This is a genomic window from Rhodospirillales bacterium (genome assembly GCA_016872535.1).
In the GTDB taxonomy this organism is placed as follows: Bacteria; Pseudomonadota; Alphaproteobacteria; order Rhodospirillales; family 2-12-FULL-67-15; genus 2-12-FULL-67-15.
This window is the reverse complement of the sequence record VGZQ01000080.1, coordinates 1-14,320: the sequence shown is the minus strand read 5'-3', so window position 1 is coordinate 14,320 and position 14,320 is coordinate 1. Positions and strand designations below refer to the sequence as shown.

Here is a 14,320-nt window from a genome sequence, read left to right as displayed (position 1 = left end):
GCGGCGTCTCCAGGTACCACTTCCCCATGTACCTCAAGGAAATCGAGTTCCGTTTCAACCACCGGGGCGACAACACCTTCAGGCTCTTCCTGAAGGCCTTTTTTGGTTACGTTTCGCCCTAATTACCTAATTTTTATTACCGGGCTCGACAATCGTTGATTGCCTGGGCGTTGGAAAAATTCTTTCCCGGATTCGAAAGCTTCTACGATTTCGGCGTCGGCACGGGCTCGATGCTGAGCCGCGTACGCGATCGATGGCCGTCCGTTAAACTATTCGGTAGCGACCTGTCTAGCGATTCGCTCGCGATCGTCGCAAAACGCGTTCCCGATGCGTTTCTATTCCGCACTAACGTGGATCGGATTCCTTTTGTTAGTAGTTTCGACGTCATTGGGGCGTTCGACGTCATCGAACATCTCGACGACGACGTTGCCGCGTTGACCGCGCTGCGCCGGGCGCTCAAGACCGGGGGGGGGGTGGCCGTCACCGTCCCCCAACATATGATCCTGTGGTCGCGGCTCGACGACATGCGGGGTCATAAGCGCCGATACGTCGGGAATGGATTGGCGCGTGTCGTGCGCGACGCCGGATTCGAAGTTTTGCTGGACACGTCGTTTATGGCGTCATTGTTCTTGCCGCAATACGTCTCGCGCCGCTTTCTATCGCAGAACGCCGGGACCGAGCTGGAGGCGGAATATCGCTTGCCCGCCTTCGTCAACAGTGCTCTTAAGGCCATCCTTATGGCCGAACTCGCGACGGTCCGGATGGGCCTGCGCTATCCGTTCGGCGGCATGCGCATGGTGATCGCGCGCAACCCGCACGGTTGACCGGCACCGCAGAGACCCGCCGATTATTCTTTCGCCGACCGCCGAACGCGGACACCGTCACATACCCCCAAATCGTGTAAGGCCGGCGGCGATGGTTAAGGCTGCTCAGGTTGACGTTGGTGAGGATGTGGATTAACAAAGGGTCATCGGCAAGGCCCGTGCACCCCCGAATTTCGGGCGGCGGACGCTGGAAAATTCAACTGCCAAGAGCCCACACCGTCCATGCTCCAGGCATTTCAGGCAACCGGCGGCATCACCGTTCACGAACCACCTCCAGCCGAGGCCAACGGTAACGTCGCCTCCGCCGATCAAACGCCTGCGCGAAAAAAGGGCGACGACCCCGCGACCGGCCCGCAGCTTTCCGATCTGTGGGTCAAGTTTGTCAATGTGTTCTTGAAGGCTCGCTTCTTTCTTTACGTGATGATCAAGGGCGCCAACATCGATAGACCCTATTACGTTCATTACCAGATCACACGCCGCTGCAATTTTCGCTGTCCGTCCTGCCGCACCTGGCAGGATGAATCCTATTCGAAGGGCCTCACGCTCGACGAAATCAAGGAGATGGCCCGAAACATGCGCCGGGTCGGCGTCAAGTGCGTCGCGCTGACCGGCGGCGAAGCGACCCTGCGCAAGGACGTTGTCCAGGTGGTCAAGGCCTTCCGCGACCAGGGCTTGCTGGTCCGCCTGCAAACCAACGGTTTCCTGTTGACCGAAGGGTTGATGGAGCGCCTGTTCCGCGCCGGTGTCGCCGACGTATTCATTTCCTACGACAGTGCCGAATTGGAGGCGTTCAACAAGATCAACGGCGTCAAGGGCACGGTATCCTACGAACGCGTGTCGAACGCCGTCCGCATCGCGGCCACCATGGCGCCTCGCTTCGGCGCGGGAGTCTTCCTGACCGCGGTGCTGCGCAAAGACAACGTGCGCGAAATCGTGCCGCTGCACGAATTTGCCAAGGACATCGGCGCGCTGATCGGATTTTTTGCGCTGGAGGTCGCCAACGAGGGCGATCCCATGAATATCCGCGCCAACGACCCGGCGCTGCGCGAGAAGGGTGAGGACCGGCGCGTCCTGGAAAACGCATTCAAGTCTCTGATCGACCTCAAGCGCGCCAAGGGCAACGTGCTTTCGGTGTCGGAGAGGCTCTTGGGCGACTTCGTCAAGTACTACAACGACCCCAATGGAGATATGCATTGGAACTGCCGCGCCGGGCGCATGTACATGGCGGTCTTGCCCGAAGGCACTATTTGTGTCTGCAACGGCACCCCGCCCATTCCCGGATATACCTATAAGAATCTGCCGGAACTGTACGCCGATCCGAACCGCGAAGCCATTTTCAACAAGTTTCGGACAACTTGCGACGGCTGCATCTGCATGCGGCAATTGGAATACATTACCGAGGATCGCAAAGACCTGTTCGACAAGGGTGTAAGTTTTGCCCGGGCGATGTTCGGCCTAAATTGATGGTGGCGTTTCTCGCCGACCGGTTGCGGTACTTGTACGCCGCCTCGGCCCTGCTTGGCGCGGTTCTATGTCTGGTTTTGTTTGGCCTGCGCGCTGCTTCCTCTATTTCGTTTACCGAACCCTTACAGCTCCATACTACTGGCGATGAGTTCACCAACTACTTCAACATCTGGAAGGCGTTGAGCGGCGAGGTAATCTACAATGATCGCTTCCAGGTCCCCTATTCGGTCGCTGTCTACAACTGGTTGTTCTATTATGCCTATGCTGCTGTTGCGGCCGTCGTCCTCACCGCGCTCGATTTGTCGGATGCTTGGCTGCCCACCGTCACCCGCTTCTTCACCCTGGCGGCGATCGCCGCCGGAACCGTAGTCGCCTACGCCACCTTCGCCCGCGCAGCCCAAGCCCGCGACGCGACGACCAAGGCCATCGCCGCCGCGTTCGCCGTGTTCTTGATGATCGGGCCGCTGCTCGGTTTCTGGTCGCTGACGGTGCGGGCCGACTTGTGGGCCATGACCCTGGAGATGGCCGGCGCGGCGGCGTTCTTGGCGCTTTATCCGCGCCGGCGTTTCGCCGCCGTCCTCGTCCTCGCCGCCGCAGTCTACGCCGCCTGGTCGTTCAAGCAAGCCAACGTCTTCGCCGCCGCCGGCGCTGGATTCTTGCTGCTGGCGCGGCGCGACTGGAAGCCGCTCGCGCTGTTGTGCCTGGTCCTGCCCGCCGCCTGGGCCGCGACCTTCGCGCTGGGCGAGCCGGGCTGGATCAACAGCATATTGTTCGCCGACTTTCCACTGTTCTTCCAGGCCGCGCGGCTGCTGCGCAACCTCGGTAACGTCGCGGTCAAGACCGGCCCCTTGCTGCTGTTCCTGGCGGCGGTGGCGTGGGCGGCTGCCCGTTCGATGTCATGCCGGCGCGGCTTGTGGCGAAGCGACACCTTCGTTTTTGCCGCCGGGGCCTCGGTCGCGGCGCTGGCGTTGTCGGTGCCGCTGGCGGCGCAGCACGGCGGCGGCGAGAACTATTTCTTCATGCTTGCGTTCTTCATGGGCCTGATGGTCATGGCGAGCCTGCCGGTCCTGGCCGCCGGCGGCGCGGCGAGCCTGCGCTCGCCCCTGGTCGCGGGAATCGCCGGCTGGCTTTCCCTCTATGCCGCCGTCGGCGCGGTGCTGGCGGGCGCGGCCGGCACCATCGACGTGCGCCGCCAGCACCCCATCTACCTGGAGATGAAGCGCTGCGCCGATTCCCTGCCCCGGCCGCTGTACGTCAACAACAACTACCTGGGATTGCCGTGGATGACGCCCGGCAACACGCCCTGGGTGCTGTCCTATACCTACAAGGAAGAGCGCGCGCTCGCCCGCCGGCCTTTCGAGCACGGCGGCATCGGCGGCCTGGTCGACGCCGGCGCCTTCGCCGCCGTCGCCTATCAGTCTGACGAGCAGGAGCCGCCGACCGAACTGGACGGCGGCATTCTGGTGACGCATTACGAATGGCGCGCCGCGCCGCAATGCCCGAGGACTTTCGTTTTTTTCCGCAAGCAGCCGTAGCCGCGAATCACGCCTTCGGCGCGAGGCCAGCGTTGGCGCGGTACCAGTCGACCAGTCCGGGTAAGCCTTCGGCCAGCATCACGCGCGGCCGGTAGCCGAGCGCGGCCAGCTTGGCGATGTCGGGACAGCGGCGCGGGGTTCCGCCCTTTTGCAATTGGCCCGGAACGATCTCGATGTCGCGCTTGAAGCACCGCGCCGTCAGGCGCGCGACATCGGCGATGGCGACTTCCTCCATCGTGCCGATGTGGTAGATGCCCAAGTGCTCGCCCTTGGCGGCGAGAATCATCAGCCCGTTGACGAAATCGTCGATGTGGTTGAAGGCGCGGGTCTCGGCCCCGGTTCCCTGGATCGGAAAGCGGATCGCGCCTCGGGGCTGTTCGGCGGCGAGCCGGGCGAACCGCAGCGCGAACTGCGGCAGGACGTGTTCCCAGCCCATGTCGGGGCCGTAGACGTTGTGCGGCCGGAAGATCAGAACCCGGTCGAAATTCTTGCGGCCGTGGTTGATCGCCAACAATTCGCAGATGATCTTGCCGCCGCCGTAGGAATAGCGCGAATTCAGGGGATCGGGCACCGTGAGCGGCGCGGTCTCGTCGGTCGGCACACGGGGCGGGGTCTGGTAGACCTCGGAACTGGAGGCGAGGATCAGTTCGCCGACCCCGGCGGCGCGGCAGGCGTCGAGGACGTTGATCATGCCCCGGACCGCGACGTCGAGGACAAGATCGGGCTTGGAGTAGAAGAACTCGGTGCCGTTGACGTAGGCGAGATGGTAGACCCCGGCGACGCCCTTCGCCGCGCGCGCCACCGCGGGGGCATCTCGGATGTCGGCCTCGATCATCTCGAAAGCGCCGGCGACGTCGCCCAGCCGCCGCGCCGCGCCGCGCGAGTTGTTGTCGAGCACGCGCACTGCGCGGCCCTCGCGCAGCAGGCGCTTGACAACCGCCGCGCCGATGAACCCGGTTCCGCCGGTGACGAGGTAGGGTTTCGCCGTCATCGCGCCCCGGCCCAGCTTTCCGCCCGTCTCTCGGAATCGAGTGCCGCCCGTAGGCACGCCGCCACCCGCCGCGCCTGAGCCTCTGTCAGCGACAGTGCCGAGGGCAGCCACAGCCCGCGCCGCCACGCGGCGAGCGCGTTGGGAAAATCCACGTCGGCGGCAGCATACGGCGGCTGGCGATGAAGCGGGAGATAGAACCGCCGAAAGCCGATGCCGGCCGCGTGCAACGCGGCGGCCAGTTCGTCGCGCCGGTCGCTGAACACGTCCGCCCACAGCACCGCCTCGCCCGGCCGCCGGGGCAGGAAAAACAGTGCGGGATCGTTGCTAAGGAATTCGCGATACCAAGCATCGCGCGCCCGGGTATGGTCGAGACGGGCCTTGGCCTCGTCCAGTTGCGCCAACGCGACGCCAGCGAGAAGGCTGGGCAGCTTGAAGTTGAATCCGACCGAAGGATGGCCAACATCGCTGAGCGGGCTCCCGTCGCGCTTGGCCTGGTCCCGAAGGTCGCGCAGGCGACCGGCGAGCGCGTCGTCGTCGAGCACGACCGCGCCGCCCTGGCCGGAAAAGAACAGCTTGTGGGCGGAAAACGAGAAACACCCCGCTATACCGAACGAACCCAGCGCCCGGCTGTCCTTGAGCGATCCCAGCGCCTGCGCCGAATCCGAAAGCAGGTGAATCCCGTGCGCCGCGCACAGGGTTTCGAGCCGGGTGTAGTCCGCGCCCCGACCGTTGAAATCGACCGCGATGATCGCCCGGGTGCGCGGGCCGATCGCACGCTCAGCCGCGACCGGATCGAGGGTCAGGCGCTCGGGCTCCACGTCCGCCAGCCTGACACCGGCTCCGGCCAATCGGACCGCGTTGGCGGTGGCAATGAAAGTCATGTCGGGAACGATCACCTCGTCGCCCGGGCCGATGCCCAGCGCCATCAGCGTCAGCGCCAGCGCGCTGGTGCAATTCGGTGCGGCGACGCCGTGGCGGCGGCCGATCAGGACCGTGAGACGGCCCTCGAGCGCGCGGGTCGTCGGCCCGTCGTTCAGAAAGGTGCTGTCGAGCACGTCGAGCACCGCCCGGCGGACCGGGGGGCCGAGCTTCGGCTCCCACCAGGGAATGGCCTCGCTCATGGCGGCGCGGGCGACCGGTAGAAGCCCCAGACGTCGACAACCGGCTTGCCCTTGAAATCGAGGCTCCGGTACTGCTCGTGACAGGTGCAGAGCACTAGGACGTCGCTGCGGGTGATTACCTCGTCCAACGGCAGCAGAGTCGCGTCCTCGGTGACGTAGGGGTCGGTCGCCAGCACCTCGCGCGCGTGCAGTATCAGGATCTTCTTCATCTTGTAGGACAGCGACGAGCGGGTATCGTCGACGCCTGGCTTGAACGCCATGCCAAGCAGCCCGACGGTCATGCGGCTGAGGTCGTATTGCTTTCGCATCATGTCGACGGCGTGCAGGACCAGTCCCTCGTTCACCTGGATCGCGGCGGAACCGAGGCTGAAGCCGTTGCCGGCGAAAGCCGCGAGCTGCGCCGTGTCCTTGAACAGGCATGGGCCGGCGGCGAAGCCCGGCCGCGACAGGTGCTGCGCCCGCGGATACTTGTAGGTCATGCCCGCGTGGATGCGGTGATAGTCGAGGCCGGCGGCGTCGGCCATCATGTAGAACTCGTTGGCGGCTGCGAACTGGATGTAACGCACCGCGTTGCAGAATAGCTTGGCGAGTTCGGCTTCCTTGGGCTGCATCCGCACCATATGCCGGGCGAAGCGGCCGAACAGGGCCTCGGCCTCGATCACGGCCTCGGGGCTAGTGCCACTGACGATCTGCGGGATCTCGCGCAGTTCGCGGATGGCGTGACCCTGGACGACGCGCTCGGGGCAGAATGCCACTTTCACTGTCCGGCCCCGGTCCCGCAGGTACTGATCCAGCCATTCGGTGGTGCCGGGATAGACTGTCGAGCGCAGCACGATCAGCTGGCCGTCCTTGATGTGTGGCAGGATCGAATCGACGCAGGACCGGACCGACTTGTGCACCGGGTTTTGGAACTCGTCCACCGGCGTGCCGATGGTGATCACGACCGTCCCGCCCTCGGACAAATCCTCAATCCGCGACGTCATGTGCAGACGGCCCGAGGCCAGGACTTCCGCCAGCAGGGGTTCGGCGTCGTATTCCAGATGCGGCATCCGCCCGGCGGCGACGGTCGCCAGCGCCCGCTCGTTGATGTCGAGGATCAGGGTTTCGAGGCCTTCCTTGGCGCAGGTGATCGCCAGCGGCAGACCGACGTGGCCGGCGCCGCCGATGATGGTCACGTCCACGGACTTGAAAATGCCGGGATTCGAGCTCATGCGCGCACCGAGGAGTCGGTGTTTCGGCCTTCAATTAACAGTTTCGGAGTGATACTGGGTTTGACTTAAATTGACAACCCGTCTGCCTTCCTAAACCCTAAAAATCATCCGCAGAATCATAAATTTATAGGCTTTATTATTTCACATGTATCGTCAAGTCATCTCACAAAATAAGCTGAAAACTTTGGCTGGCCGTTCGCGGTGGCGTCGCCTCTTCAGTCAACGAAGAACGATGGTCTTGACCAAATGGCTGGAAGTCTGCGTTTTGCTAAAATGGCATCCTCCATTACAGTCTACCCGTGAGAGATTCATCTTCGATCCGCCTCGTGACAACTGGGTTCGACCGCGCTGCTTGGCAGACGGCAGCGAGCTCGTTTCTCGACAAAAGCCTGATGCAGGAATGGGCGTTCGGCGACGCCAAGGCGGCGATCGAACCATGGTCGCCCGAGCGCGGGCTTTTCTTCAAAGGCGGTGAAATCGTCGGCGTTATGCAGGCGATGATCCGCCATTTACCTCTGATCGGTGGCGGGCTGGTCTGGATCAACCGTGGGCCGCTCTGGCGCAAAACGCCTAGTGAACCGTCCGAACGATTAGTTGAACTTCTACAACTTTTGCGTGAGCGCTGGGTATCGGGCGGATATTATCTGTGCATTGCGCCGCCTATCGAGGATGCATTCACCGCACAAGGCTTTACTCCAACCGGAAATCCTGGCTGGGCATCCGCCCGTGTCGACCTTTCGCAATCGCTGGAAACCCTGCGCGCCCGCCTCGAGCAGAAATGGCGCAATGCCTTGAACAAGGCCGAGCGCGGAGAGTTGAAGATTGTCGGCGACGCCGATGCTTTTCCTACGTTTTTGGACGGCTATATACGGTTCCTGACCGAGCGCAATTTTCAGACTAGCGTGACACCTGATTTCATCCGCCATCTGCAAAACGCCCTTTCTGCCGAAAATCGCCTGACGGCTCACATCGCCTGTACCAACAATGCGCTGGCGGGCGGGGCGCTGATCATCCGATATGGCAACACGGCCGAATACCTGGCAGGCTTCGCCACCGAGGCCGGGCACGGACTCAACGTCGGGCAGATTCTGCTGTGGCATGCATTGCTCGCGGCCAAAGACTCGGGCGTCCGCTGGTTCGACGTGGGCGGCATGGACAAAAAGCGCACGCCCCAAGGTATCTATCACTTCAAGGCAGGGCTTGGCGGGGCGCCCTATCGCCTGGCGGGCGAAATCGAAGCCTGTCCCACCGACCTCCGCGCGCGGCTGGTGCGCTGGAGGGTCCGCAACGCGAGGGAAAGAACTCGGCCATGATCCGCCATCTTGTCGCTCCCTTATGGCTCGCGACGCGGCACTTGCTCCCACCTACACCGCCGTCGGGCGCGTTCCGCGTTTTGTTACTGCACGACATCGCGACCCATCAGGAAGCCGCACTCGATCGTCTGCTCGCGCACATCGGCCGCGCGGCGGGGTTCCTTACTCCGGGCGATGTCCCCGCGCGCCTAGCCGCGACCATTTCCGACGGCACATGCCCGGTATTGGTCAGCTTCGACGACGGGTTCGCCTCGAACCACGCGTTGGCAAAATCGGTTCTCGCCTGCCATGGCGTCAAGGCTTTGTTCTTCGTCTGTCCTGGCTTGATGGATTTGCCGCGCAACAAGCAATCCGCCGCGGTCGCCGCCAACGTCTTTCGCGGCAAAACGGATGCCGTTCCCGATCTGATGACATGGGATCAGGTCGCGGAACTGGTCGCCTTGAACCATACCATCGGCGGCCACGGCATGAGCCATGCTTGCCTCGCCGGCCTCGATTCCGACCGATTGGAGGACGAGATCGGCGACGCTAGGCGGCGCCTAACCGAGCGCCTGGGCCGAGCGGCGGACTGGTTCGCCTTTCCCTTCGGCGACATCGCCAGCATCGACAAGGCGGCGCTCGGAATCATCGGTCGACATTTCCGCTATTGCCGCAGTGGCGTGCGCGGACTCAATCGCGCCGGAACATCGCCGATAGCGCTGCTGGCCGAATACGTCGATTTGAACGCGCCCTTCGCCTATCAGCGCTTAGCACTGGAAGGCGGGCTCGACTTCCGCTACGCCGAGGCGCGGACGCGGCTCGAAGAAATGATCCGAGCCTAGACTAGCGCGGCGATGCAGGCGCGGGCAAACGCCTCGGCCCTGTCGGGCACGGGCAGGGGAAACGCGAGCAGGCGGCGGCGTAGATCGATCGCCGTCCGGTGCTTTTCGGGATCGGCGGTCACCTCGGGCGCGAGATCGGGCCAGCTTTCCGCCAAGCAGCCGGCGCGACGCAGGCGCGCGAAACGTTCGGCGACAAGCGTGGCGGTTTCGGCGATGAACACGGCGCGATAGGGCGCCTCGTCCGCACCCCATGCGGCGGGCCAGGGCGACCAGCCCAGGACATCGGCAAGAATCCGCCGCAGGATTTTTTCGGCGGCGCGGCGGCGCGCGGCCTCGGCCTCGAGGCGCGGGATCGCGTGGGCGAGCATTTTCCGTGCCGACGCGCTCATGGACGGTGCGGGCGACAGCGGCGCGGGCGGCGGATCCCGCTCGAAGGGAATTTCGGGGATGGGACGCAGCGTTCGCCAGACCGCCTCAGGCATCGCCTTTTGCAAGGCGCGCTTCAGAACCCAGGCCCGCGCGCACGGCTGGGCGGCGGGAAGCGCCATCATGGTTCGCGCCAACGCCGCGTCGGCCTCACGCGCCACCAGGACCGCGCCGTCGGGAATCCCTAAAAGCTTGTGCGGGCTGTAGAGAACGAAATCCCCTACCCGGCCGATCCCGGCGCAGGGCTTCAGGACATGGGCAGCGTCTTCCACCAGCGCGGCGTTGTTTTCGGCGCAGAACGCGCGCGCGCCTTCGGCATCGTTCGCCCGGCCGAAATAGTGAACGAGAATGAACAAGGACGGTCGCGCCCGTTCGGCCAGCACCCGGCACGCCGCCCAGTCAGGCGCGAGCGTTTCGGCCACGGGATAGAAGACGAGTTCCGCGCCCGCGTCGCGCGCCGGTTCGCTTGAGGCGTTGCAGAAGAAATCGGGCAGCCACAGGCAAGGACGCGGAGCGCCTTCGGCCTTGCACCGCTGGACCAGGGCAGCGAGCGACCAAGTCGAGCGGGCGAGAAGGTGCGCCGAGGCGGCGCCCTCGGCCCAAGGCGCCGCGAGCGCGCTGTCCGGCGGAACGGCGGATTCGAAAAGAGCCGGGAAATCGCCCCAGGCCGGCAGCGGCGCGGCGGTGATCATGGCCGTCTCTTATGCCGGTTCTCCGTCCCCTTTGAAACACTCGCGAACCCAGGCCTGGAGCCGGATAAACGGAGATTCGACAGCTTGGCCCATCTTTCTTTGTTCATAATATGAACAATATATCGTTCATAATATGAACTACACACAACTAACTGTATAGAAATAATATTATTTCACGTTCCGCATACGGAACAAAACCAAGCGCTGGTTTCATGGACCCAAACCACCCGCCCAAAGCCCATGTGGACCCCCTTGGGCTCTGAAAAACATGATTGCCCATCCAAGGCTCGACTGAAGCTTAACCATATAATTTGGAAAGAGTTTTCGACCAGATTTCTTGACGTTCACGGGGTGTACACTATAAAGTTCGCGCCCTGAACAACGGGGTACTTTTCAGGGCGGCGGCGTGGCCAGCGATAAGAATTCCGAACGGGCGTCGGCGACGAGCGAGGTCGAGATCACGCTCGGCCTCTTGAACGCCATCGAGCGCGACAGCGGCGTGACCCAACGCACGCTAGCGAGCGAGCTGGGCATCGCGCTCGGGCTCGCCAACGCCTATCTCAAGCGCTGCGCCAAGAAGGGCCTGATCAAGGTCGCCCAGGTTCCCGCCAACCGCTACGCCTATTACCTCACCCCCCAGGGCTTTGCCGAAAAAAGCGCGCTCACCGCCCGCTACCTGACCCAGTCCTTCAACCTGTTCCGCCATTCCCGCCGGCAGTACGACGAGCTTTTGGCGTTCTGCGCCACCCGCGGCTGGAGGCGCGTCGCCTTCGCCGGCGTCGGCGACTTGGCTGAGATCGCCGTCTTGTGCGCGGCCAACCACGACGTCACCGCCGTCGGCCTGCTCGATGGCAACGGCGGCGAGACTTTCCACGGCTTGGCCGTCGTCAACCGGCTGAAGGATCTGGGCCCGGTGGACGCCGTCATCATCACCGACATGGCCGCGCCCCAGGACGTCTTCGACGCCCTGATAAAGGTCCTGCCGCGCGAGCGGGTTCTGGCGCCCAAATTGCTCAACGTCTCGCGCGAGATGCCGCGCCTGGCCGAACCCGGAACCGGGGACGACGCCGCATGAATCGCTGGTACGTCGTCAACACCCAGCCGCAAAAGGAGGACCGGGCGCGCGAGCACCTCATTCGCCAAGGTTTCGACGTCTACCTGCCGCGCTGGCGCAAGCGCCGTTCCCACGCCCGCCGGGTCGAATGGGTGCCGGCGCCGCTGTTTCCGCGTTATCTGTTCGTCGGCTTCGACATCGAGATCACCCGCTGGCGCGCGATCCACTCGACCGTCGGCGTTTCCCATCTCGTCTGCAACGGCGGCCTGCCCCTGCCGATGCCCAACGGCGTTGTCGATATCATCCGCGCCCGCGAGGCCGAGAGCGGCCTGATCGAGATCAAGCCCGCCTTCCGCCAGGGCCAGCCGGTCATCGTCGGCGAGGGTCCGTTCCTCGACCAAATCGGCTTGTTCGAGCGCATGGATGACGACGAGCGCGTGACCATCCTGCTTAGCCTTCTCGGCCGCAAGGTGCGAGTGAAGGTGCCGACGTATTCGATCCGCGCCGCCTGAAATCCGGGCGCGCATTTTCGCCGCGACGTGGCGGCGAAATGAAATCAAAACCTCCTTGGGCGGGTGAAGCCTCTTTCACCCGGATGGCGGTAGCGTGGAAAAATCGATCCCATGACCACCCGTCTCGACACCCGCGATCCGTTGCTCGCCCGCCTACTCGGCCGGACACGCTCGTTGTTCGCCGACGACATCGCCACCGCCGACGCCCGCCTGCGCGCGGCCGTCGCCAGCCAGCGGATCCTGATCGTTGGCGCGGCCGGCTCCATCGGCTCGGCTTTCGCGAAAATCGTTGCGCCCTATCGTCCCGCCGCGATCCACCTGGTCGACATCGACGAGAACGGCCTGGTCGAAACAGTGCGCGATCTGCGGTCCGGGGCCGCGCCGCTGCCGGAAGATTTCCGCACCGTCACCGCCGACTTCGCCGGCGAGGAATTCCCCCGCTTCGCCGCCGAAAGCGGGCCATACGACGTCTTCGCCAACTTCGCGGCCCTGAAGCACGTCCGCGCCGAGCGCGACGTCTACAGCCTGATGCGGATGATCGAGGTCAACGTCGCCGCGCTGGATCGCTGCCTGGCGAACGCCCGCTCTTTCGGCTTCGCCCGCGTCTTTTCGGTTTCCACCGATAAGTCTGTGCGGCCGGCCAACTTGATGGGTGCCTCCAAGAACCTGATGGAGAAGGTCCTGTTCTCGCGCCCGGGCGCGTTCGTCGCCACGTCGGCCCGCTTCGCCAACGTCGCCTTTTCCGCCGGCAGCCTGCTGGAAGGATTCGAGCACCGCCTGGCCAAAGGCCAGCCGCTGGCCGCGCCGAATGATATCCGGCGCTATTTCATGTCGCACGAGGAGGCGGCGCAGCTTTGCCTGCTCGCCTGCTTCTTGGGCAAGGACCGGCAGGTGTTCTTCCCCAAGCTGTCGGCGAACGAGCATTTGATCGGATTTCCCGACATTGCCGCGCTTCTGCTGGCCGAACGCGGCCTGAAGCCGCTGCCTTGCGCGAGCGAGGACGAGGCTCGAGGCAAAACGCCGCCGCCTGGCTACTGGCCGTGCCATTTCGCGCCTTCGGACACCAGCGGCGAAAAGACGGAAGAAGAGTTTCATCGCCGCGACGATGCTCTCGATCTCGACTCCTTTCGCGCCGCCGGCATCGCCTGGGAAGACGCGACCCCGCGCCGGACGATCGAGGATTTCCTCGCCGCCATCGCCGCCATCCGCGCGAAACCGGCTTGGCGCAAGGAGGACGCGGTCGCCGCCATCCGCGCCGCCGCGCCGGAACTGGCGCACCTCGAGCGCGGCCGCGATTTGGATCAGCGGATGTAGGATGGTGATGCTGGAATCCTCGCGCCGCCTGATCGCCGTCCTGCGCGACGAACTGAAAGTCGCGGACGATGTCCCCCTGCACAGCCCCTGGTTCAAGGGCCGCGAGTGGGATTATCTCAAGGATTGCCTCGACACCGGCTGGGTGTCCTCGGTCGGAAGCTACGTCGACCGCTTCGAGGCGGCGACGGCCGAGCGCTGCGGCGCCCGCTTCGCCATCGCCGCCGTCAACGGCACCGCCGCCCTGCATCTGGCGCTTCATGCGGTCGGCGTGCGGCCGGGCGATCTGGTGATCTGCCCCTCGCTCACCTTTATCGCCACCGCCAACGCCGTCGCCTATGCCGGCGCGATGCCCCTGTTCGCCGATATCGAGGAACGCACGCTCGGCCTCGATCCCGCGCGGGTCGCGGCGCTGCTCAAGTCCCACGGCCCGCGCTTTCAGGGCCGGCGCATCGCCGCCTGCCTGCCGGTCCACGTCTTCGGCCATCCGGCGGCGATGGAGCCCCTGGTCGCCGCGGGCGCGGCGCACGGCATTCCGGTGATCGAGGACGCCTCCGAGGCCCTGGGCAGCCGGCATCGGGGCAAGCCGTGCGGTTCGCTCGCCGCCGCCGGCGTCTTGAGTTTCAACGGCAACAAGATCATCACCACCGGCGGCGGCGGCATGGTTTTGACCGACGACGCGGCGCTGGCCAAGCGCCTCAAGCATCTTTCCACCACCGCGCGGGTGCCGCACGCTTGGTTGTTCGATCACGACGAGGTCGGCTTCAACTACCGCCTGCCCAACATCAATGCCGCGCTGGGCTGTGCGCAGCTGGAACAGTTGGACGATTTCCTGGCGCGCAAGCGCGCGCTCGCCGATCTCTACCGCGCCCGCTTCGCCGATTGCCCCGGCGCGCGCTTCGTCGCCGAGCCCGAGGAGGATCGCGGCAACTACTGGCTCAACGCGCTGCGCTTCGACGACGCCGAGACGCGCGACCGCTTTCTCGCCGAAACCAACGCCGCCGGCATCCAGACCCGGCCGTGTTGGCGGCCGCTACACCAGACC

Annotated in this window: 13 protein-coding genes; 9 read left to right on the top strand and 4 right to left on the bottom strand. The window is 64.5% G+C overall.

Annotated features, from left to right (window positions below; translation table 11 throughout):
• Positions 1-155: 155 nt before the first annotated feature.
• From FJ311_13620 to FJ311_13610, 3 genes are all read left to right on the top strand, one after another.
• Positions 156-824 carry a class I SAM-dependent methyltransferase gene (locus FJ311_13620; GenBank protein ID MBM3952475.1) on the top strand — a complete coding sequence of 223 codons (669 nt, stop codon included), beginning with the start codon at positions 156-158 and terminating at the stop codon, positions 822-824.
• A gap of 222 nt (positions 825-1,046) precedes the next feature.
• Positions 1,047-2,288, top strand: a complete 1,242-nt coding sequence (locus FJ311_13615; GenBank protein ID MBM3952474.1) for a radical SAM protein — start codon at positions 1,047-1,049, stop codon at positions 2,286-2,288.
• Positions 2,288-3,823 carry a hypothetical protein gene (locus FJ311_13610; protein ID MBM3952473.1) on the top strand — a complete coding sequence of 512 codons (1,536 nt, stop codon included), beginning with the start codon at positions 2,288-2,290 and terminating at the stop codon, positions 3,821-3,823. The genes FJ311_13615 and FJ311_13610 overlap by 1 nt, the downstream gene beginning before the upstream one ends.
• A 7-nt stretch (positions 3,824-3,830) precedes the next feature.
• Here FJ311_13610 and FJ311_13605 read toward each other — a convergent pair whose 3' ends face one another.
• From FJ311_13605 to FJ311_13595, 3 genes are read right to left on the bottom strand one after another with little or no spacing between them, the layout of a single operon-like run.
• A complete protein-coding gene (locus FJ311_13605) occupies positions 3,831-4,814 on the bottom strand; it encodes an NAD-dependent epimerase/dehydratase family protein (protein MBM3952472.1) in 984 nt (327 codons plus the stop codon).
• On the bottom strand, positions 4,811-5,935 hold the full coding sequence (locus FJ311_13600; protein ID MBM3952471.1) for a DegT/DnrJ/EryC1/StrS family aminotransferase: 1,125 nt from the start codon (positions 5,933-5,935) through the stop codon (positions 4,811-4,813). The genes FJ311_13605 and FJ311_13600 overlap by 4 nt, the downstream gene beginning before the upstream one ends.
• Positions 5,932-7,146 (bottom strand): nucleotide sugar dehydrogenase, encoded by a 1,215-nt coding sequence (locus FJ311_13595; protein MBM3952470.1) that lies wholly within the window; start codon positions 7,144-7,146, stop codon positions 5,932-5,934. Before FJ311_13595 ends, FJ311_13600 begins: the two co-directional genes overlap by 4 nt.
• 392 nt (positions 7,147-7,538) lie before the next feature.
• On the opposite strand from FJ311_13595, the gene FJ311_13590 reads away from it, so the two are divergent.
• Together FJ311_13590 and FJ311_13585 are read left to right on the top strand one after the other, a co-directional pair.
• Complete coding sequence (locus FJ311_13590; protein ID MBM3952469.1) at positions 7,539-8,459, top strand: GNAT family N-acetyltransferase; 921 nt, start codon at positions 7,539-7,541, stop codon at positions 8,457-8,459.
• Positions 8,456-9,280 (top strand): polysaccharide deacetylase family protein, encoded by an 825-nt coding sequence (locus FJ311_13585; GenBank protein ID MBM3952468.1) that lies wholly within the window; start codon positions 8,456-8,458, stop codon positions 9,278-9,280. Before FJ311_13590 ends, FJ311_13585 begins: the two co-directional genes overlap by 4 nt.
• Here the strand turns inward: FJ311_13585 and FJ311_13580 are convergent.
• The gene (locus FJ311_13580; GenBank protein ID MBM3952467.1) at positions 9,277-10,398 is read right to left on the bottom strand and encodes a hypothetical protein; all 1,122 of its coding nucleotides are present in this window, start codon (positions 10,396-10,398) and stop codon (positions 9,277-9,279) included. The two genes, FJ311_13585 and FJ311_13580, sit on opposite strands and share 4 nt — an antisense overlap.
• A 457-nt stretch (positions 10,399-10,855) precedes the next feature.
• Here FJ311_13580 and FJ311_13575 point away from each other — a divergent pair, with 457 nt between their 5' ends.
• From FJ311_13575 to FJ311_13560, 4 genes are all read left to right on the top strand, one after another.
• Positions 10,856-11,473 carry a winged helix-turn-helix transcriptional regulator gene (locus FJ311_13575; protein ID MBM3952466.1) on the top strand — a complete coding sequence of 206 codons (618 nt, stop codon included), beginning with the start codon at positions 10,856-10,858 and terminating at the stop codon, positions 11,471-11,473.
• Positions 11,470-11,964, top strand: a complete 495-nt coding sequence (locus FJ311_13570; GenBank protein ID MBM3952465.1) for a transcriptional activator RfaH — start codon at positions 11,470-11,472, stop codon at positions 11,962-11,964. The genes FJ311_13575 and FJ311_13570 overlap by 4 nt, the downstream gene beginning before the upstream one ends.
• Before the next feature lie 111 nt (positions 11,965-12,075).
• The gene (locus FJ311_13565) at positions 12,076-13,278 is read left to right on the top strand and encodes a UDP-N-acetylglucosamine 4,6-dehydratase (GenBank protein ID MBM3952464.1); all 1,203 of its coding nucleotides are present in this window, start codon (positions 12,076-12,078) and stop codon (positions 13,276-13,278) included.
• Positions 13,070-14,320 (top strand): LegC family aminotransferase (locus FJ311_13560; protein MBM3952463.1); only part of this gene is annotated, 1,251 nt, incomplete at its 3' end. The genes FJ311_13565 and FJ311_13560, both read left to right, overlap by 209 nt.